We start from the raw sequence: 18964 nt of genomic DNA, 5'->3' as shown, positions 1-18964 counted from the left end.
CTCGTCCTTACCGGCTGCTCCCTCGCTGCCAGCAGTCCCGTGGATTTGAAGTCTCCACAACCGAAACCACCCCAGGATGCGGCGCATCCGGTGCACGGCTCGACTGCACCCGAACGCATCGTCATCATCGGTGATTCTCTCAGCACCGGATACGGGACGAGCCCGGAGGAAGCCTGGCCCCGCCTCCTTCGGCATGAACTCCATGCAGCCTCCGTGCCGGCGAAGATCACTAATGAGGCTCAAAACGGCGCGGGCTACCTTACCCTCGGTGACGAAGACGCCACCTTTGCCTCACAGATCAGCGAATCCGTTAACGCATCGACGGACGTCGTTGTGCTCTTTGGTTCGGACAACGACGCAGGCCAAGACCCCGAAGAGCTACGCGCGGCTCTTACAGATGCCCTCGGGGAAATATCGACGCGGGCGCCCCACGCCAGGCAGATCGTGATTGGCCCGCTGACCGGCTTCGACGCGCTCGAATCGGACGTCACCATTATTCGCGATCAGGAACAGGCAGCAGCCCGCGACGCCGGCGTCGAATTTGTCGACCCCGTCGCCGAACAATGGGTCGCTGGGCCGGACTCCCCTCTGTTGGGTCCGGATGGAGAACACCCCAGCAGTGAAGGACAGCAATTCCTGGCCGGGAAAATCAGGACGTTGCTGGACCAGCACCAAGCCTCATCGTTGGGCTAGGCGAGGCCGGGCCGATCATCAGCGCCCGCATGGGTCACACGTCCCGCTGGCCGGCGCTTTGTAGGCAACACCACCCATAATAAGCAACGGACTTCATCAGAGCCAATTGATATATCAATACGCCACAAAAGATGTAAAAGTCTTGACTTTGACGTGTGACGAAGCGCACTCTGTTGCTTACCGCGAACTTTGTTGATTCAAGCGGAACCATCCCTCTCCCTCTGGACGCACGCCCACCGGGGCCGTGCATCAACGCAATAACCCATGACTCGCCGAGTAAAGGACCCGCTCATGGCTACAAACAGTGACACAAAATCGTTAGTACCCGAGGATTTACCCGCCAACGCAGCACCCGACCCCGTCCACGTGGAGATCACTGTCTCCCCCGATGCAACAGCCCTCAACGATGAGGACGGAGGCGCAGCAGTTCTCCCGGATTCCGAAGAATACGACCAGATCCTGGTAGAACTGCGCAACGCCAAGACCGAGCAGGCCGTTTCGGCCCGCCGGAACCAGAAACTTACCCTCGACAAAGTCACCTTCGGAATCACGGGCGCCATCGCCGTCGCCTTCGTGGTCTGGGGCTTCGTGGGACGCGACAGCCTTTCGGAAACTTCCAAGGGCGCCCTCAACTGGGTCATGGAATACACCGGTTGGCTCTTCATGGTGCTTGCATCATTGTTCGTTGTTTTCGTGCTGTGGCTGGCCCTTGGCAAGTTCGGCAACATCCCGCTGGGCAAGGACGGTGAGAAGCCGGAATTCCGCACGGTCTCATGGGTGGCCATGATGTTTGCCGCGGGCATGGGCATCGGCCTCATGTTCTACGGTGTCGCCGAGCCGCTGTACCACTACATCTCACCGCCGCCCGGAACTGTGGACGGCCGCACCCCCGCCGCCATCCAGACCGCCATGGCCACCTCGATCTTCCACTGGACTCTCCACCCGTGGGCCATGTACGCAGTGGTGGGCATCGCCATGGCCTACGGGACGTACCGCTTGGGCCGCAAGCAACTGGTCTCCGCAGCGTTCACGTCGCTGTTCGGGATCCGGATGGTGGAAGGGCCCGTTGGCAAGTTCATCAACATCCTGGCCATCTTCGCCACGCTGTTCGGAACCGCCGCGTCCCTGGGCCTCGGTGCCCTCCAGATCGGCAGCGGCATGACGTCCAACGGCTGGCTCGGTGAAGTCGGCACTCCTGTGCTGGTGGTCATTGTGGCTATCCTGACCTTCTGCTTCGTGGCATCGGCCGTCTCCGGCATCAGCCGCGGAATCCAGTGGCTGTCCAACATCAACATGGTTCTTGCCGTGGTGCTGGCCCTCATCGTCTTTGTTGCCGGCCCCACCCTTTTCATCCTCAACCTGATCCCTTCCGCCATCGGCGACTACGCCCGCGACCTTGCCGAAATGTCATCCCGGACAGAAGCCGTGGGCGACGACGCATTGCGCAGTTGGATGACCAGCTGGACCATCTTCTACTGGGCCTGGTGGATCTCCTGGACGCCCTTCGTTGGCCTGTTCATCGCACGCATCAGCCGGGGCCGCACCATCCGCCAATTCGTTACCGGCGTGCTGCTGGTCCCCAGCGTTGTCAGCGTGATCTGGTTCGGCATCTTCGGCGGGGCTGCGTTCAACATCCAACAGGAAGCGGACAAGGCCGGCACACCTGGGCTGGTAACCACCACCAACGGGGTCCCCTCCGTCAACTTCGACGGCGCTCTCTTCGACCTGGTCAAGAACCTCGGAATGCCCGGATGGGCCACAGCCGCTGTCATTGTCCTGGCCATGGTGCTCGTAGCTATCTTCTTCATCACCGGAGCCGACGCGGCTTCGATCGTCATGGGTTCGCTCAGCTCCAACGGGGCTGAGCACCCGCGACGCGCCGTCGTCATCTTCTGGGGAAGCCTCACTGGCGCCGTTGCCGCCGTCATGCTCTTGGCCGGTGGTGACGAGCCATCGGAGGCTTTGGCCGGGTTGCAAAGAGTCACCATCGTGGCGGCGCTGCCGTTCGTGATCGTCATGCTGTTGCTCTGTTTCGCACTGACCAAGGACCTTAGGCGCGATCCCCTGTCGCTGCACAAGCGTTTGGCCACTTCTGTGGTGGAACGTGCCATCCGCACAGGTGTGGAGCAGCACGGCGGTGTCCAGTTCGACCTCGTCACCAAGCATGAGTGCGCGGAGAGCTGTACCGAGTCGCGGACGGATCACACGCACCAATAGAGTCCTCCTGAAAAAGCAACAAAGCAGGCGCCGGATCCCGGCGCCTGCTTTGTTGTTACCAAAGTCGGTAAGGCCTACTTGGGCATCAGTACCGAATCAACCAGGTAAACCGTTGCGTTGGCGGTGTGAACGCCACCGCAGATCACGTTGGCTCCGTTAACCGTGAGGGCGTCTTTGGTGCCGGCTACGGTCACTTCGCCTCCCTGGACAGTCTTGTGGGTGCCGGCGATCTTGTCCGGGCTCAGCTGGCCGGGGACTACGTGGTAGGTGAGGATCTTGCTCAGCAGGGCATCGTCCGTCTTGAGCGTCTCAATGGTTGCGGGGTCGATCTTGGCGAACGCGTCGTCAACCGGTGCGAACACCGTGAATTCGCTGCCGTTCAGGGTGGAAACCAGGTCCACCTTGGGGTTGAGCTTGCCCGAAACAGCGGCGGTCAGCGTCTTCAGCAGCGGGTTGTTGGACGCAGCTACCGCTACCGGGTCCTGGGCCATGCCCGTAACGGAGCCGGAACCACTCGGTACCTGGGCCGCGTAACCGGCGCAGCCGGGACCAACCAAGTCACGGGCCGGATCCATGGCGGTGCTGGCCATGGCCGAGGACGATGGCGACGGTGCCATCGAAGAAGGAGCCGCGGATGACGGCGCGGCAGCCGACGAAGAAGCGGGGGTGCTGGAGGTGCTTGAACCACCACAGGCCGTGAGTCCGAGAAGGGCGGCTGCAGTGAGGCCAACGAAGGCGAGGGCGGGGCGCTTTGTGGACAACATGTCATTCTCCTTGTTTTTGGAACCAGGGCGTTGGATCCATTCGGTAGTGGGACACGGGCGGCCCGGCGTTGCATCTGCGCCACCGGCTTGTTTGTGTCTCACCAGCTATTCGGAGGGTGGGGCGGGGTGGATGGGTGCGGATTGAAAAAGTTTTTCTATCGGTTCCAGCCCGGTCTTACATGGCGGGCGCTGGCTTGCGGACACTCGGCCGATAACCCGTTGCACCGATTTTGTTTTGATGCGGGAACTTTTCTGCGGGCATCGGACACTACTAGGTATGAACGACTTGGGGGAACAAGATGCTGAGCTATGGACGAGGTGCGTGGAGGGGGACGCCGATGCGCTCGGTTTGTTGTTCGATCGGCATTCGGATGCTGTCTTCAGGTATTGCCTGAGCCGGACAGGATCCTGGCACGACGCTGAAGAATTGGTCTCTGTCACATTCCTGGAAGCCTGGCGGCAACGCAGTTCTTTGACCTTGCAGCGGGATTCATTACTACCGTGGCTGCTTGGCGTTGCTACTAACGCGGCACGAAACAACGCCCGTTCCGTTCGTAGATACGAGCAGTTCCTGGACCGGCTTCCGCACACACAGTATGTTCCGGATCACGCCACCGCTGCGGCCGAGCGGATAGACACCGAGCGGCAAGTCCAGGATCTGCTCGCCGCGACAAAAGCGCTCACCGATGGCGAGCGGGACGTACTGCTGTTGTGCGTCATGAACGGCTACAGCTACGAAGACACCGCTGCGTCGCTCGGCATCCGCGTCGGCACCGTTCGATCCAGGGCTAACCGGGCCAAGAAGAAACTCCGGGCAGCAGCCCCGCATCTGCTTGCCGACACCCTGGAAAACCCCACATCCCTGGAATCGAGGTTGTCATGAATCTGTCAGACGTTCAGTACCCGCACGACACCAAACAGGCCGTGCGTGCGCTCCTCATCCATGAAGCCCGACGCGAACCCAAGCGTGTGCCCTGGTGGCGCAAGCCAACGGTTATGACGTTTGCGGGGTTGGCGTTGGCCGGTTCCACCGCCGCTGGCGTGTACGTCGCGTTGGCACCAGTGGACGACAAAAGGGACATCCGCTGCTACTACCAGGCCGACCTCACCACGACCTACCCGGTCGAGAACTCACCAGGGGAAACTAAACCCCCGTACATCACGACCGGAATCATGGAGGTGGGTTTTGATGCCAAAAACAACCCGACCCCCGATGATCCCAACGCCGGAATGATGCCGGTCAACGACCCCATCAACCAATGCAGCCGCGTCTGGGACTCCGGATTCATGATGATGAAAGGGATCAACGACAACCTCGTCCCCGATGATTTCGTGTCCCCGCCCCCGGGAGTCCCAGCAGAGCGGACCTTGACCGAACCCGTGAGGGATCAGAACGGCAACCTGCTCTACGCCGACCCCAACATCCGTACATTCGGCAACTACATCCCGTTCCTCACAGAGTGCGTCGTTGACAACGCCGTAGCCGTCATCCCCGGCCCTACAGAAGTTTGCGCCCAGCTCGGCGTGCCCAGGCTCGAAAAATAGCCGACACCTACCGAAGAGGCAGACCATGAAGAAGTCCACCAACGCACTTGGCTTGGCAGCGCTCATCGCTGCCAGCGGGATCTACTACACCTCAACAACGCTTGCCACCGCCGTCGCGGCAGAACCTGATCAGTCTTCATCCGCGACTGCCCACGCCACTGCGCCGTCAAATGACGCCGCATACGCAGCAATACCTGGCCCTTCCGTGGGCACCACACACCCCGCGACCCTCGCCCCGGTCGCTGTGAAAGACAAACGAGACATCCGCTGCTACTACCGCGCCGACCTCACGTCCGAATATCACATTGAGGGATCATCGGAGGCCCCGCGGGCACCCTATATGGGCACCGGGATTGAGGAAGTCGGATTTGATGCCAGAACCAACCCGACGCCCGAAGATCCCAGCTCCGGACTCCTGCAGGTGAGCGATCCAATCAACCAGTGCAGCCGCGTCTGGGACTCCGGAGAAATGATCCTGAACGGAATCAACCAGGATCTGATTCCGGACGACTTCATCTCCCCATCCCAAGGATTCCCTGCCGAACGCACCCTTGCCCAGCCAGCCAAGGACCAGAACGGCAACCCCCTCTACCCCGACCCCAACATCCGGACCTTCGGCAACTACATCCCGTTCCTCACAGAATGCGTCGTCGACGGGAGGGTGGGAGTCATTCCCGGTACAGCCGAAGTCTGCAACGAGCTCGGCATCCCCTCACTGATCAAATAAAACTGCCTCCCGCACGGGGATCAGCATAAGGGTACGGGAGAGGTGGTGTTTGCTCGCCCGGTACGCTGTGGCCATGCAGATTCGTGAAGCCACCCCGGATGACCTGGGACCTGTGACCGAGATCTGTGATGCCAGCGGCCGAACACGTTGGACCAGCGAGATGATCGCTTCCGGGAACGACCGGATCGTCTTGGTAGCGGTGGCACAAGGAGAAATCGTGGGGGTTGCCAAAACACATCACCACCCGGTTCCTGGCGGCAGCTCTCCAGCAGGTCACTACCTTGGGGGCGTGGTAGTTGCGCCGGAGTTCCGTCGTCAGGGAATTGGTTCTGCCCTCACTCGGGGCAGGTTGGATTGGATCTGGTCATATGCATCGGCCGCTTACTACTTCACGAACGAAAACAACACAGCATCCATCAGGATGCACGAGGCTCTTAGCTTCCGACCGATCGCACGATTCCCGGAGATCCGAGGCGTGACCGCGGACGACGGCAGATCAGACCTCATTCTCTTTGGGACGCACCGATGAGGCCCAGAGGAGTGAAGTGCGCAGCCCTGTGACCCTGCTGAAGCAGTACCCGAAGTTCCGTCGCGTTCTGCTCGGCGAAGGCTTGGCGATGGCAGGCGAAGCTGCATTCTCTATCGCACTGGCTTGGCTTGTCATTACAGCAACGGGGTCGATTGTTGCACTTGCCGGCGTGCTACTGGCACAGGCGATACCACGGGGAACGCTGTTGCTGCTTGGCGGTGCACTGACCGACCGCTTCTCGCCAGGTCGCGTCATGCTCGTCTGCCACTTAGTGCGTGCCGGCGCCATGGCATTGGTATCGATCATGAGCTTTACCGGCACCGTGCAACTGTGGCAGCTGTACGTCCTCGCTGCCATCACGGGTACTGCTTCCGCCTTCTTCGCGCCTGCCAGTGAGGCCGTGCTCCCGCGCCTGCTCCCCAAACAAGACCTTCCGCAAGGCAACGCAGTTCAAGGGGCAGTCGCACAGGCTGCTTTCATTGTCGGCCCAATGGCAGGGGGCGTCCTTACTGCTTGGGGCGGCGCGGGATTGGCCATTGCCGTCAACGCACTAACGCTAACGGTCGCAGCCCTCACATCCCTGAACATCCCGCGGGGGCCCATCAACAATGGGTCGGTCAGCCTCACCGAAGTCATTCGCGAGATTGGGCTGGGTCTTCAGCATGCGGCACGATCCCACGAGACCCGCATAGTCCTTCTGGTTATCAGTGCAGCCACACTGAGCTACAGCGGAGTCTTCGCCATCGGGCTGCCAATGCTGGCAACTTCCCTCAGTGACTCGCCGCTTGCCCTTGGCATCCTCGTCTCCGGATGGGGCGCAGGCCAGCTGCTCGGAACCGTTGCAGCCGCCGTGACCGGTCTTCCTCAGCGGTGGGGTCTTCTCATCATTTCCATGACACTCGTGGAAGGCGTCGCCTTTGCCCTCCTGGGCCAGACCAAAGAACCTTGGATCGCAGCCATCATCCTCGCTTTGGTCGGGATAGGCGTCGCCTACAGCACCGATGTGGCCCTCCCAACATTCATTCAGACCCGCACCCCGAGCCACCTGCTGGGGCGGGTCAGCTCGGTACTGGAACTGCCCAGGGTCATTCTTGAACCGGTATCCATAGCTTTGCTCGGCCTGGTTCTCGCCGGTTCCCTTGAATGGGGATTCCTTGCGGCCGCTGCCCCTGTATTGATCGCCGGCGCAATCCTTTCCCTCGATAGACGGGCCCGGACGCTCACCGCCGATGGGACCTGAGGAAGTGTCAGCGGCCTGATAGCGAGTCTTCTCCCGGCCAGACAACACACAGCCCCCTAGAAGTACGGTTTGGTGATCAGTTCCAGCGCGTGTCCCGAGGGGTCTTTAAAGTACACCCCGCGGCCGCCGTGTTCGGTGTTCGTCTCGCCCGGGCGGGTCATTTGCGGATCGGCCTGAGGCGATGATGGCGTGAAAGTCTAGCAAAGCAGTTTCTCTGGCGGAGCGGCCAATCACGATGGCAGGATGGGCGGATGGCTATCGAAGTTCGCCCCGCCACGGTGTTCGATGACGTCAGGACCATGGTGGGACCCAAGAACCCCGGCTCCAATGTGTGCTGGTGCCTGAGTTACCGCATCCCATCCAAGCTAAACCTGAGCCTCCAACGCGAAGAGCGCGGCGCATACGTTGAGAAGCTGGTCGCCCAGGATCCTCCGCCCGGGGTTTTGGCGTACGACGGCGACGAGGTAGTTGGGTGGGCGGCCGTCCACCCGCGCAACGACACCAGTTTCGCAACGAACCGGAAGATCCCGCACGTGGACGACGCAGAGGTGTGGTCCGTGTGGTGCATCCGGGTGCGGCCCGGGCATCGGGGAAAGGGCATCTCGCACGAACTCCTGCGTGGAGCCATCGACTTCGCCAGGGCCCACGGGGCCCCCGTCCTCGAGGGCTACCCCGTGGACAACAAGGGTGGAAAGGTGGACCTGACTATGGCCTATGTCGGGACAAGGAAGCTGTTCGAGAAGGCCGGCTTCAAGAAGGTCGCCGAAACCACGTCCATACTCAACGGCTTCCCCAGAGTGCTGATGCGGCTTGAGCTCAGCTAGTTCCTTGCAACCGTGCGGTCATCCGGTGCGCTTCCTCAAGCAGCAGCTTCCCGAGGTATTCCTGGCGTTCAGGTCGGAAACGGGGTTCGATTCCGGTCAGGGACAACGCCCAGGCTGGGCGGTCGTGCTGGTCGAAGACCGCCGCCCCCATCCCCCAACTGCCTTCGAGGATCAAGCCGGGATTTACTGAATACCCGGCCAGCCTTGTTTGCTCCAGGTTCTTCCGCACCACATCAGCGGGGTGTCCCTCAGCGAAGTCGCCCGCGTGCACCGTCCATTCCGCCAGCAGCGCTTCCTGATCTTCGGCGGGCAGGAAGGCCAGGATCGCCGTTCCCGCGGAGGCAACGCCCAAGGGAAACCGCACACCTTCATGGAGCACGAACGACCGTACCGGGAACGAGCCTTCCTCCCGCAGCACACAGACAGTTTCGTTGCCGCGCCGGATCGAGAAGAACGCGCTCTCGCCCGTCTCGGTAGCCAGCCTGCGAAGGGATGGGCGGGCGATGTCCTCCATGGGGAAACGGGCAGCTGCGACAGACCCGAGCAGGAAGATCTCGGGTCCGAGCACCCACTTTCCTGAGGACGAATCATGTTCCAGGAAGCCCTCGGCGGCCAGCGACGTCAGGAGCCGGTGAACAGTGGGCCGGGTGAGCCCTGATTCGCGGACCAGCCCGGCCAAGGACGTGCCTTCTGGCTTGCGCCCAACCAGGCGGAGCAGTTCCGCGACCCTGCCCACTACCTGCGCTCCCTGCACTGCCACGACCCCTCCTGCATAGAATTCATCCACATTATGGACAGGCCTAAGTGTAGCGTCCACACCGTGAGTAACGCGAAGAGAGCGCTCTTGACCGGCCCGAAGAGCCAAACCTAGGCTCCTACCAAAGAGGTCAACAGTCCACAAAGTGGAAGCCAACCACACTCAAAGAGGAGTTCCCGTGTCCAAGATCCACGCGAGCGCAACCCAAGCGCTCCATGACCTCATGGCAGATGGCCTGACCATCGCCGTCGGAGGTTTTGGCCTGAGCGGCATCCCCGCAGACCTGATCGACGCCGTCCGCGAGTCGGGAGCCAAGGACCTCACCATCGTCTCGAACAACATGGGCGTGGACGGCAAGGGCCTGGGCGTGCTGATCGAGGCCGGGCAAGTCCGGAAAGTCATCGCATCCTATGTTGGCGAGAACAAGCTCTTCGCCGAGCAGTACCTGGCCGGCGAGCTGGAGGTTGAGTTCACCCCGCAGGGCACGCTTGCGGAGCGTCTTCGCGCTGGCGGCGCCGGGATCCCGGCTTTCTACACGCGGACCGGGGTGGGCACCTTGGTTGCCGAAGGCAAACCGTTGGAAGAGTTCGACGGCGTGACGTACGTCCGCGAGCGCGCCATCACCGCCGACGTCGCGCTGGTCCACGCCCATACGGCGGACACGGACGGCAACCTCATCTACCGCTACACGGCCCGGAACTTCAACCCCGTGGTGGCCACCGCAGGAAAAGTGACCATCGCCGAGGCTGAGGTGATCGTCCAACCGGGCCAGCTGGATCCCAACCACATTGTCACCCCGGGTGTCTACGTCCAGCGGTTGGTGCAGGCAAGCAACAGGGTCAAGGACATCGAGCAGCGCACGGTCCGCCAGCGCGTTGAAACCGCAGCCGTCTAGGAAGACAGAAGGAGCACATCACCATGGCATGGACACGGGACCAAATGGCCGCGATTGCGGCCGAAGAATTGAACGACGGCGACTACGTCAACCTCGGCATCGGCATCCCCACATTGGTAGCCAACAACCTGCCCGACGGCGTTCGGGTGATCCTCCAGAGCGAGAACGGCCTGCTCGGAATGGGCCCGTTCCCGTACGAGGGCGAGGAAGACGCGGACCTCATCAACGCCGGGAAGCAAACGGTGACCATCACCCCGGGCGGCAGCATTTTCGACTCCGCCACCTCGTTCGGCATGATCCGCGGCGGCCACGTGAAGGTGGCCATCCTGGGTGCAATGCAGGTGTCCGGCAGCGGCGACCTCGCCAACTGGACCATCCCCGGCAAGATGGTCAAGGGAATGGGCGGTGCGATGGACCTGGTTGCCGGGACCCCGCGCGTCGTGGTCCTTACCGAGCACAACGCCAAGGACGGCTCGGCCAAGATCGTCACCAACTGCACCCTCCCGCTCACGGGTCTTAACTGCGTGGACAGGATCATCACTGACCTCGCCGTATTCGATATAGCCCCCGAAACAGAAACGCACGACGGCGGCACCCGCCTTGTATTGACCCGTCTCGCCCCAGGCGTCACCGTGGAAGAAATCCGCAGCAAGACGGACGCAGGGTTCACGCTGGCGCTGGAAGAAGACGCGCAGGAATACACCCTCGAAGGAGCCAACGCATGAGCCTGAAAGACCAGTTCGGTAAGGACATCCTGCTCACAGGGTGGGGCCACAGTAAGTTCGGCAAGCTGACTGACGAGACCTTGGAATCGCTGATCGTCCAGGTCGCCGGGGAAGCCATCCGGAACTCCGGCTTGGACCACAAGGACATCGACGAAATCTACCTGGGCCAGTTCAACTCGGGCATGCAGCCGCTGGGCTTCACATCGTCCCTGGCACTCCAACTCTCCCCGGACCTCGCCAACGTCCCCGCGACCCGCACTGAGAACGCCTGCGCTTCCGGCTCGGCTGCGTTCCAACAGGGAGTCAAGGCCGTGCTCGCCGGAACCGCCCGCAACGTCCTGGTGATCGGTGCCGAGAAGATGACCGACGCCGGAGCCGACGTCGTGGGAGCTGCCCTGCTGGGCGCTTCGTACGAGATGGCCGGAAAGGCCTCCAGCACCGGATTCACGGGGCTGTTCGCGGAGGTGGCCAAGCACTACGGGAAGCGCTATGGGGCAAACATCGCCGGCCCCGGCTTCGAGAACGGCCTCGGCGATGTCCTTGGTTCCATCGCCGCCAAGAACCACCGCAACGGCATGGACAACCCCTACGCCCAGATGCACCGGGACTTCGGCGAGGAGTTCTGCCGGACGATTTCGGACAAGAACCCCATGGTGGCGGAGCCCTTGCGCCGTACGGACTGTTCGCCAGTCTCCGACGGGGCCGCCGCCGTCGTGCTGTCCACCCAGGCAACCGGAGGTGCAACGGCACCCGTGCGCCTGGCGGGTTTCGGCCACGCGAACGATTTCTTCCCGGCCGAGAAGCGCGATCCCACGGAGTTCGCCGCCACCAGGGCGTCCTGGGAGCGCGCGTTCACCATGGCCGGCGTCGGAATTGACGGCCTGGACTTCGCCGAAGTGCACGACTGCTTCACCATCGCCGAGCTCATCATGTACGAGGCAATGGGCCTGACCCCGCGCGGCGAAGGTTCCCGCGCCATCCAGGAGGGGTGGGTATATAAGGACGGCAAACTTCCCATCAACGTTTCCGGTGGCCTGAAGGCGAAGGGCCACCCCGTAGGCGCCACCGGCGTGTCCCAGCACGTCATCGCCGCCATGCAGCTCACGGGTACCGCGGGCGACATGCAGCTTCCCAACGCCCGACGGGGTGCCGTGCAGAACATGGGCGGCGTGGGCATCGCGAACTACGTGAGCGTGCTGGAAGCTCTCTAACCCCGGATCAGCGCAGCGATCTCCGTGAATCCGAGCCGCTCTGCGTTTTGCAGGGCGGTTCGGCCTTGGGGGTCGCGGATGTCCGGGTTGCCTCCGGCCTCGAGCAGCTGCCGCACCACGTCCTGCTGGTTGGGGCCGCCGTTGTTGAGCAGGATGGCTTCCTGCATGGCGGTCCATCCCAGGTTGTTGACGTGGTCCACTGGCACCCCTGCAGCAATCAGGATCCGGACGGTTTCCGTGTGCCCGTGTTCGCTCGCCGGAATCAGGGCGGTGCCACCGTACCGGTTGATGCTGCGCACATCTGCCCCGGCGGCCAAGGTGAGCCTGAGAACCTCGTTGAAGCCCTCGGCCCCTGCATAGAGGAACGCGGAGTCCTGAATCCCGTCTTTGGCGTTGACGTTGCCGCCAGCCGCGATCAGTTCTTTGACCTTCGCGGGATCATTGGCTTTCGCGGCAAGGATCAGGAGTCGGTCGGTTTCCAGTTGGGCCTCCGGGGACAGTTTGGGTGGCGTCGCCTGGGCAGCAAACGACGGCGGGACCGGGCTGGCGCTCGACGGCGCCGTGGACGTGGGGGCTGCTTGCGACGCGGTGGGCGCGGCTGGGCTGGAAGGCGAGGTTCCCGCCGTCGTGCATCCTGCCAGCAACCCAACCATCAGCAAGCCAACCCCCACCGCCCGTGCTTTCATGGCTACTTCGCTGCCGCGGCCAGGGCGTCCGCACCGGCGGTGGCGCAGGCTTCGTCGAGGGCACCGTCAGGGGCACCGCCGACGCCGATACCCGCCACCGAGACGCCGTTCACCTTCAGCGGCACGCCGCCGGACAGGAAGAGGGTGCCGGGGAGGTCGGCGATGGATGGGCCGTTGCCGTTGATGCGCTTGGCAAGCTCGCTGGTGGGCGCACCGAACGCGGCTGCCGTGTAGGCCTTCTGCTTGGCGGCCTCGATGGTGTGCTCGGCGGCGTTGTCGCCGCGGAGGATGGCCTGGACCGTGCCGAAACGGTCCACCAGTGCGACCGTCACGAACGGCAGCTTGTCCGCTTGGCACTTGGCGAGCGCAGCGTTGACGGCCTTGCTCGAGGCACCCACCGTGATGCGGTTCTGGGCAACCACGTTCTCCGGTGCGGGCTGGACGTCAGCCGGAGCTTTGGCCTCGACGGCAGCGGGGGCGGCGGCCGGAGCTACGGCATTGGCCACAGCCGTGGCGCCACCTGTGAGCAACAGTGCTCCAGCAGCGGCTACGGCAATCATCTTGTTGGACTTCTTCACGGAGTTCTCCTTGTAGTCAGCGTCGGTACACCTCCATGCTCCCGGGGCGGGCCCTGCGCCACATCGGCCCGAAGCAGCCCCCGGGCTCATACTTTCCGCGGGCCGTATCAGCCAAAAGGTGGAGAGACCAACACCCCTGCGGGCACTTAGCATGGAAAGAACGCCTCCAAGGGAAACGGGAACCGGAACCGACCATGCCCACTGCCCCTCCACAGCCCGCACCCGGCGGCCGGATCGGCCGGATCGATGGCCGCATCGATGCCGTGGTCCACCTCGGCTTTGCCGTACTTATGGTGGCGTCCGGGGTCCGCTACGTCATGCGCCACTCCCCCGCGGACAACCTGTGGACGGTGGCTCTGGCGGCCGCAGTTTGCGTACTCTATGCAGTCACAGCGGTCCTGGCCGGACCCCGCATGGCGGGCCACCGCAACAGGCCATGGATGATCGCTCTGTTGGCTGCCTGGGCTGTGTTGGTTATTGTCGCGCCGAGCTTCGCGTGGTGCTCCTTCGCGATCTTCTTCCTGGCCCGCACGGCTTTCCGTGGCTGGGCCGGATATGTGGCAGGCGGCGCGACGGCGGCGGCCACCGCCGTCGGGCTCTTCCGCATGAGCGACTGGACGGACGTCGCAATGCTGCTCGGCCCGCTTGCCGCGGGGGTGCTTTTGACCCTCATCTACGACAAGATCGAGCGCGACGCCGCCCTCCAAAAGAAGCTTTTCGACGACGTCTCACAAGCGCAGGAGCAACTCGCCGCACGTGAACGGGAAGCCGGGATCGCCACGGAACGCCAGCGTGTTTCCCGCGAAATCCACGACACCGTCACCCAAGGGCTCGCCAGCAGCCTGCTGCTCCTGGAAGCGGCCCAGCGATCATGGCCAGCCGAAGCCGCCCAGGACGATGTGCGCCATGCGGCCGGCTTGTTACGGCGGAACCTTGCCGACACCCGCAGCCTGGTCCATGAACTCTCGGTCCCCGGCCTGGAATCCGGGCCCCTTCCCGAAGCCCTCGAACAGGCAGCACGCCAATACGTGGACACTATCCGGGTCCAGGTCACCGGCGAGCCACGGCCGCTTCCGAACGAGGTACGTCACGCCCTGCTCCGGGTTACCCAAAGTGCCGCGGCCAACATCAACCTGCATGCCCGGGCCGAGCACGCCAGCGTCACCCTCGGCTACCTCCCGGACGCCGTCACCTTGGACGTGTTCGACGACGGCCGCGGCTTCGATCCCGAAGCGGTACCTCCGCCGTCGCCAACAGGAGGTTACGGGTTGCGGGCCATGAGGCAACGCGTGGAGCAGTTGGGCGGAGAATTGTCCGTGGAAAGCACCCCCGGCGAGGGCACCATCATCGCCGCGCAAATGCCCCTGCCGGCTGCAGGCACCGAGACGAAGGAGCGCCGATGAGCACCATTTCCGTGCTGCTCGTGGATGACCACACAGTTGTCCGGAGCGGGCTCAAGGCGCTGCTGGGCACCCAAGCCGATATCGCCGTCGTCGGTGAAGCGGCATCAGGCGAAGAAGCGCTGGAAGCCGCCCAACAGCACCAACCCGCGGTGGTCCTCATGGACCTGGCCATGGGCGCCGGGATGGATGGCATCGAGGCAATCAAGCAACTGCGCCAAGGCACCCCGCACCAGGCGATCATCGTGTTCACCACCTACGATTCCGACGCCGACATTGTCCGCGCCGTCGATGCCGGAGCGATGGGGTATTTGCTGAAGGATGCGGCACCCGAGGAGATCTTCGCCGCCGTCCGCGGGGCTGTGCAGGGAAAGAGCGTCATGTCAGCTCCCGTCGCCTCGCGGCTGTTCCAACAACTGCGTCATCCGGACGAGATCCTCACCCCGCGCGAAGCCGAACTGCTCAGCCTGTTGACCCAGGGGCTCAGCAATCGTGACCTGGGCAAACGCCTCTTCATCTCCGAAGCAACAGTGAAGACCCACCTCGCGCACATCTACGCAAAACTGGGCGTCGAAACCCGTGCGGCGGCCATCGCCACGGCCATCCGGCGCGAGGGGATGCGGTAACCCGCGGTGGTTGGTTACGCTGACCCTATGTCGGACACAGCGGATCGCAGAATGTTCAAGACCCCGGGAACTGCTTTGCTGGTCCGGGGAGCCCTCGCAATCGTTTTTGGCCTGCTGATCCTGGTGTTGCCAAGTGCCACTACGTTCGTGGTGGTGGTCATGTTCGGATTCTTCGCGATCATTGACGGCATCACCAGCGTGGCCCATTACTTCTACGACCCCGCGGGCCGGTCGCGCTGGTCCGTGGCGGGCGGTTTAATCTCCATCGCCGCAGGGATCTTGGCAATCGCCTGGCCCGGGCTCACAGCTGCGGCCATCGGTGTGCTCATCGGTTTGTGGGCTTTGGTGCTGGGCATTTCCCAGATCGTCCTGGCCCTTGCAGCGCGGACCTTCGTGCGGAGCTGGGGAATCTGGTTGCTGATCGGCTTGCTCACCACAGTGTTCGGCATCGTTGTCCTTGCCAATCCTGGGCTCGGATTGCTGGGCCTGGTAGCTATGCTGGCGGCATTCGCCATCGTGACAGGGTTGCTGCTGATCGCTTCGGGCATCGGGCTCCGCAAACTCGCCCACACGCAACCGCTGTACGGCCACTGATCCCGCGGTAAAAAGCCGTAGGGGGATGCGCTCAGCGCCAAGTTCGGTAAGTTAGTTGCTGTGAAGATAGCTACCTGGAATGTGAACTCCCTCCGTGCCCGCGCCGACCGGGTAGAAGCCTGGCTTGAGCGCAGCGACTGCGATGTCCTGGCAATCCAGGAGACCAAATGCAAGGACGAGAACTTCCCCTGGGAGCTCTTTGAACGCATGGGCTACGAGGTCGCGCACTTCGGCGTGAACCAGTGGAACGGTGTGGCCATCGCATCCCGCGTCGGCCTGGAGGACGTGGAGCGCACCTTCCTGGACCAGCCGGCGTTTGGCAAGGCCGGCAAGGACCCCGTCCAGGAAGCCCGCGCCATCGCGGCAACCTGCGGCGGCATCCGCATCTGGAGCCTCTACGTTCCCAACGGACGCTCGCTGGATGACGAACACATGCCCTACAAGATCAAGTGGCTTGACGTCCTCCAGGGCCACGCCGCCGAATGGGTCAAGGCCGATCCGACCGCCCAGATCGCGCTCATGGGTGACTGGAACATCGCCCCGTTCGACGACGACGTCTGGGACATCCAGCTGTTCCGCGACAACAACTTCACGCACGTCAGCGAACCCGAGCGCGCCGCGTTCCACGCGTTCGAAGCAGCCGGGTTCACCGACGTCGTCCGTCCTTACACCCCGGGCCCGGGCGTCTACACGTACTGGGATTACACGCAGCTTCGCTTTCCCAAGAAGGAAGGCATGCGCATCGATTTCTGCCTCGCATCACCAGCATTGGCCGCACGGGTCACCGGTGCTTCCATTGACCGGGAAGAACGCAAAGGCAAGGGCGCCTCGGACCACGCACCTGTGATCGTGGAGCTCGCAGACTAGGCACATTCACACCGACGAAAGGGGATGGCTGGACATGGCTGGAAACCTGTACCGGGGCCAGGCAGGGCTGCCCTTCTCGTCGTCGCTGCGCATTTACGAGCCACTCGAAGCGTTCCCGCCCGAGCAGCAGCAACAGCTCGCGGCGGCCGGCGGCAAGACAGGTTCCCGGGCCGCCGTCGAAAATGCGGAGCTCCAGGCCTCGCTGGGCCGCATCACGCGGCCCGGCGGGGATCCCTTCCCGACCGGTCGCACCGACCTCGTCCGGATGACCCGCGTGCCAGCGGGACGGCACGCCGCCCCTGATAAAGACGGGGTCGACGCCGGGCGGCTGCTTTACTGCCCCAGCCAACTGGTGATTCGGGCCGGTCTGGCGGCCAATGCCCTGATGGACGGCGTGCACAGTCCACTGGCCGATCTGCTCATCCCGGTATCGCAAAGGGACAAGCACCAGGTCAGGATCGACCGCCTCAACGCCGGTGAAGGCGCCAAGCGGGTGCACACCCGTGCGTCCACGTGGGGTATCCCGTTCAGTTGGTTCTCGCTCTTTGCCGAGTCGGACCGCAAGGATGTGGTGGAAGCCGACGGGCGTATCCTGACCGTCCGGGTGTGGACGCCCCTCACCGAAGCATTGGAAAGGGCGCGTTTTGCCGTGGCCCACCTGGCTTTGGCTGCTCCCGACCTGGACATGCTGGACGACCTCACGCAGCTCACAGAGTGGCTGGAGCTGTTCCATGCGCAGTCCATGGTGGAGCTCGATTACGGTGCGGTGGCTGACAAGGTCTATCCGGACGACTCGCCCATGGATGTCCGGCTGGGCATTGAATGCCTGGCCGAAGGCGACATGACGGGGGCTGCCGCCGCATACCGGCGCCTGGCATCACGGTGGATTCCCATCAGGCAGCTGGCACGCGCTTCCTAGCTTTGGCTTCCCCCGCTGGGTGGGGCAGTGGTCTCCCGGACGATCAACTCGTGCGGGGCAACCTGTGAATGAACGGCCCCGGGATTGCCATCGAGTTCGTCCAAAAGCATCTTGGTGGCAAGCTCGGCCTGGTCGTCAGGGCGTTGGCCCACGGTGGTCAGGCCAAGGGACGACGAGAAATCGTGGTCATCGATGCCAATGACAGACAGGTCCTGGGGAACCCTGACACCGTGGCGGCCTGCTTCGAATATCACGCCCATGGCCATCTCATCCGAGGAGCAGAAGATGGCTGTGGGTTTACGGCCGGGCTGGCTCCACAACCGGTTGAAGGCCTGCTGACCGCTGGCAACTGTGAAGTCCCCCCATTGGTCCCATTCCGGGCGGACTTCCAAGCCGGCGTCGGTCATGACCTCCTGGAAGGCGCGGATCCGCACCCGGGGGACGTCGAAGTTTAGGTCCGTTTCGTCGTCGCCGTGGAGCAGGGCGATATCCTTGTGCCCCAGGTCCAGCAGGTGTCGCACGGCGGTGGAAGCGGCGTCGTAATCGTTGATACCGATGTACGCGCAATCCTCGACGTGACCACCCACCACCACCAAGGGGATGTCGATCTTGTGGAGGTGTTCCAGTTCTTCCTCGGTCAAGGACATGCAGAGCACCAGGAGCGCATCGATTTGCTTGTAAACCATGGTGGAGCTGAACAGCCGCTCACGGTTGCTCCCGTGGCCGCCAAGGTTGAACAGGGACAGGTTGTACTTGCGGGAATGCAATTCCCGGTCCGCGCCCTCGATGGCCTTGGAGAAGAACCAGCGGCTCACGAATGGAGCCAGGACGCCGATGGTCCGGGTGCGGCCCGTGGCCAGCCCCGAAGCCGACGACGACGCCACGTAGCCCAGCGAACTGGCCACCTCGAGGATCTTTTCGCGGGTAGCCGGAGACACCCGCGGCAAGCCCCTGACCGCCCGCGAAACAGTTGCTGTGGAGACACCCGCCGCCATGGCGACGTCTTCGATGCTGACGCCCGTATGGCCGCCGCGTTGGGATCTACCCGTTGTTCGTGACACAGGCTCCCCTCTCCGGCCGCCGTTGCTCCGCATTTACCTTATGTGGGACTTGCCGTCTGCAGCACCCGGTTACGCAACGGCGTAATGCGCTGCGTAACCGGGGCGG

21 protein-coding genes are annotated in these 18964 nt (G+C 63.2%); 16 read left to right on the top strand and 5 right to left on the bottom strand.

Going from position 1 to position 18964, the window contains the following annotated elements; genetic code table 11:
* Window positions 1–90 precede the first annotated feature (90 nt).
* Together QRM57_RS00825 and QRM57_RS00820 are read left to right on the top strand one after the other, a co-directional pair.
* Complete coding sequence (locus QRM57_RS00825; RefSeq protein ID WP_284985186.1) at window positions 91–693, top strand: SGNH/GDSL hydrolase family protein; 603 nt, start codon at window positions 91–93, stop codon at window positions 691–693.
* 291 nt (window positions 694–984) lie between these two features.
* Window positions 985–2910 (top strand): BCCT family transporter, encoded by a 1926-nt coding sequence (locus QRM57_RS00820; protein ID WP_284985185.1) that lies wholly within the window; start codon window positions 985–987, stop codon window positions 2908–2910.
* A 74-nt stretch (window positions 2911–2984) separates the two neighbouring features.
* On the opposite strand, the gene QRM57_RS00815 is transcribed toward QRM57_RS00820, so the two are convergent.
* Complete coding sequence (locus tag QRM57_RS00815; RefSeq protein WP_257370120.1) at window positions 2985–3674, bottom strand: fasciclin domain-containing protein; 690 nt, start codon at window positions 3672–3674, stop codon at window positions 2985–2987.
* Window positions 3675–3996: 322 nt separating this feature from the next.
* Here QRM57_RS00815 and QRM57_RS00810 point away from each other — a divergent pair, with 322 nt between their 5' ends.
* From QRM57_RS00810 to QRM57_RS00780, 6 genes are all read left to right on the top strand, one after another.
* Window positions 3997–4557 carry an RNA polymerase sigma factor gene (locus QRM57_RS00810; RefSeq protein ID WP_284985184.1) on the top strand — a complete coding sequence of 187 codons (561 nt, stop codon included), beginning with the start codon at window positions 3997–3999 and terminating at the stop codon, window positions 4555–4557.
* Window positions 4554–5219 (top strand): hypothetical protein, encoded by a 666-nt coding sequence (locus tag QRM57_RS00805; RefSeq protein WP_284985183.1) that lies wholly within the window; start codon window positions 4554–4556, stop codon window positions 5217–5219. Before QRM57_RS00810 ends, QRM57_RS00805 begins: the two co-directional genes overlap by 4 nt.
* Before the next feature lie 25 nt (window positions 5220–5244).
* Window positions 5245–5946: a hypothetical protein gene (locus tag QRM57_RS00800; protein WP_284985182.1), complete on the top strand. Its 702-nt coding sequence runs from the start codon at window positions 5245–5247 to the stop codon at window positions 5944–5946.
* 73 nt (window positions 5947–6019) lie between these two features.
* Complete coding sequence (locus QRM57_RS00795; RefSeq protein ID WP_284985181.1) at window positions 6020–6475, top strand: GNAT family N-acetyltransferase; 456 nt, start codon at window positions 6020–6022, stop codon at window positions 6473–6475.
* A 16-nt stretch (window positions 6476–6491) separates the two neighbouring features.
* Window positions 6492–7715 carry an MFS transporter gene (locus tag QRM57_RS00790; RefSeq protein WP_284985180.1) on the top strand — a complete coding sequence of 408 codons (1224 nt, stop codon included), beginning with the start codon at window positions 6492–6494 and terminating at the stop codon, window positions 7713–7715.
* Window positions 7716–7966: 251 nt separating this feature from the next.
* The gene (locus QRM57_RS00780; RefSeq protein WP_284985179.1) at window positions 7967–8539 is read left to right on the top strand and encodes a GNAT family N-acetyltransferase; all 573 of its coding nucleotides are present in this window, start codon (window positions 7967–7969) and stop codon (window positions 8537–8539) included.
* Here QRM57_RS00780 and QRM57_RS00775 read toward each other — a convergent pair.
* The gene (locus tag QRM57_RS00775) at window positions 8532–9299 is read right to left on the bottom strand and encodes an IclR family transcriptional regulator (RefSeq protein ID WP_284985178.1); all 768 of its coding nucleotides are present in this window, start codon (window positions 9297–9299) and stop codon (window positions 8532–8534) included. The two genes, QRM57_RS00780 and QRM57_RS00775, sit on opposite strands and share 8 nt — an antisense overlap.
* A gap of 175 nt (window positions 9300–9474) precedes the next feature.
* On the opposite strand from QRM57_RS00775, the gene QRM57_RS00770 reads away from it, so the two are divergent.
* Genes QRM57_RS00770 through QRM57_RS00760 form a run of 3 tightly spaced genes read left to right on the top strand, consistent with a single transcriptional unit; the run spans window position 9475 to window position 12127 of the window.
* Window positions 9475–10191 carry a CoA transferase subunit A gene (locus tag QRM57_RS00770; protein WP_284985177.1) on the top strand — a complete coding sequence of 239 codons (717 nt, stop codon included), beginning with the start codon at window positions 9475–9477 and terminating at the stop codon, window positions 10189–10191.
* Between the two features lie 23 nt (window positions 10192–10214).
* Complete coding sequence (locus QRM57_RS00765) at window positions 10215–10916, top strand: CoA transferase subunit B (protein WP_284985176.1); 702 nt, start codon at window positions 10215–10217, stop codon at window positions 10914–10916.
* On the top strand, window positions 10913–12127 hold the full coding sequence (locus tag QRM57_RS00760; RefSeq protein ID WP_284985175.1) for an acetyl-CoA acetyltransferase: 1215 nt from the start codon (window positions 10913–10915) through the stop codon (window positions 12125–12127). The genes QRM57_RS00765 and QRM57_RS00760 overlap by 4 nt, the downstream gene beginning before the upstream one ends.
* Here the strand turns inward: QRM57_RS00760 and QRM57_RS00755 are convergent.
* Entirely contained in the window at window positions 12124–12813 is a 690-nt protein-coding gene (locus QRM57_RS00755; RefSeq protein ID WP_284985174.1) for an ankyrin repeat domain-containing protein, read from the bottom strand. The two genes, QRM57_RS00760 and QRM57_RS00755, sit on opposite strands and share 4 nt — an antisense overlap.
* A gap of 2 nt (window positions 12814–12815) precedes the next feature.
* On the bottom strand, window positions 12816–13391 hold the full coding sequence (locus QRM57_RS00750; RefSeq protein ID WP_284985173.1) for a GlcG/HbpS family heme-binding protein: 576 nt from the start codon (window positions 13389–13391) through the stop codon (window positions 12816–12818).
* A 194-nt stretch (window positions 13392–13585) separates the two neighbouring features.
* Here QRM57_RS00750 and QRM57_RS00745 point away from each other — a divergent pair, with 194 nt between their 5' ends.
* The 5 genes from QRM57_RS00745 to QRM57_RS00725 are packed head-to-tail and all read left to right on the top strand — an operon-like array spanning window position 13586 to window position 17797.
* The gene (locus tag QRM57_RS00745; RefSeq protein WP_284985172.1) at window positions 13586–14794 is read left to right on the top strand and encodes a sensor histidine kinase; all 1209 of its coding nucleotides are present in this window, start codon (window positions 13586–13588) and stop codon (window positions 14792–14794) included.
* Complete coding sequence (locus QRM57_RS00740; RefSeq protein WP_284985171.1) at window positions 14791–15417, top strand: response regulator; 627 nt, start codon at window positions 14791–14793, stop codon at window positions 15415–15417. Before QRM57_RS00745 ends, QRM57_RS00740 begins: the two co-directional genes overlap by 4 nt.
* A gap of 27 nt (window positions 15418–15444) precedes the next feature.
* On the top strand, window positions 15445–16011 hold the full coding sequence (locus tag QRM57_RS00735) for an HdeD family acid-resistance protein (protein ID WP_284985170.1): 567 nt from the start codon (window positions 15445–15447) through the stop codon (window positions 16009–16011).
* Window positions 16012–16071: 60 nt separating this feature from the next.
* On the top strand, window positions 16072–16878 hold the full coding sequence (locus QRM57_RS00730; protein ID WP_284985169.1) for an exodeoxyribonuclease III: 807 nt from the start codon (window positions 16072–16074) through the stop codon (window positions 16876–16878).
* Window positions 16879–16912: 34 nt separating this feature from the next.
* Window positions 16913–17797, top strand: a complete 885-nt coding sequence (locus QRM57_RS00725; protein ID WP_284985168.1) for a DUF8083 family protein — start codon at window positions 16913–16915, stop codon at window positions 17795–17797.
* Here the strand turns inward: QRM57_RS00725 and QRM57_RS00720 are convergent.
* Window positions 17794–18858: a LacI family DNA-binding transcriptional regulator gene (locus tag QRM57_RS00720; protein WP_284985167.1), complete on the bottom strand. Its 1065-nt coding sequence runs from the start codon at window positions 18856–18858 to the stop codon at window positions 17794–17796. The two genes, QRM57_RS00725 and QRM57_RS00720, sit on opposite strands and share 4 nt — an antisense overlap.
* Between the last annotated feature and the right edge of the window lie 106 nt (window positions 18859–18964).

The sequence above is a fragment of the Arthrobacter sp. fls2-241-R2A-172 genome, assembly GCF_030208885.1.
Lineage (GTDB): Bacteria > Actinomycetota > Actinomycetes > Actinomycetales > Micrococcaceae > Arthrobacter.
This window is presented reverse-complemented; position numbering and strand designations above follow the sequence as displayed.